Annotated in this window: 1 rRNA gene; it reads right to left on the bottom strand. The window is 56.2% G+C overall.

The features are described from left to right. Positions 1-704: ribosomal RNA gene (locus IE295_RS33160) — 23S ribosomal RNA — on the bottom strand; the annotation flags it as partial.

The following is a 704-nucleotide window of genomic DNA, read 5'->3' as shown; positions in this document are numbered from 1 at the left end:
GAGCTATTACGCACTCTTTCAAGGGTGGCTGCTTCTAAGCCAACCTCCTGGTTGTCTCTGCGACTCCACATCCTTTCCCACTTAGCGTACGCTTAGGGGCCTTAGTCGATGCTCTGGGCTGTTTCCCTCTCGACCATGGAGCTTATCCCCCACAGTCTCACTGCCGCGCTCTCACTTACCGGCATTCGGAGTTTGGCTAAGGTCAGTAACCCGGTAGGGCCCATCGCCTATCCAGTGCTCTACCTCCGGCAAGAAACACACGACGCTGCACCTAAATGCATTTCGGGGAGAACCAGCTATCACGGAGTTTGATTGGCCTTTCACCCCTAACCACAGGTCATCCCCCAGGTTTTCAACCCTGGTGGGTTCGGTCCTCCACGAAGTCTTACCTCCGCTTCAACCTGCCCATGGCTAGATCACTCCGCTTCGGGTCTTGGGCGCGCTACTCAATCGCCCTATTCGGACTCGCTTTCGCTACGGCTTCCCCACACGGGTTAACCTCGCAACACACCGCAAACTCGCAGGCTCATTCTTCAAAAGGCACGCAGTCACGACGCACCGAGCAAGCTCGATGCGCGACGCTCCCACGGCTTGTAGGCACACGGTTTCAGGTACTATTTCACTCCGCTCCCGCGGTACTTTTCACCATTCCCTCACGGTACTATCCGCTATCGGTCACCAGGGAATATTTAGGCTTAGCGGGT

It is taken from the genome of Streptomyces griseocarneus (genome assembly GCF_014655595.1).
Lineage (GTDB): Bacteria > Actinomycetota > Actinomycetes > Streptomycetales > Streptomycetaceae > Streptomyces > Streptomyces griseocarneus.
The sequence above is the reverse complement of the archived record's forward strand: the minus strand, read 5'-3'. Positions and strand labels throughout refer to the sequence as shown.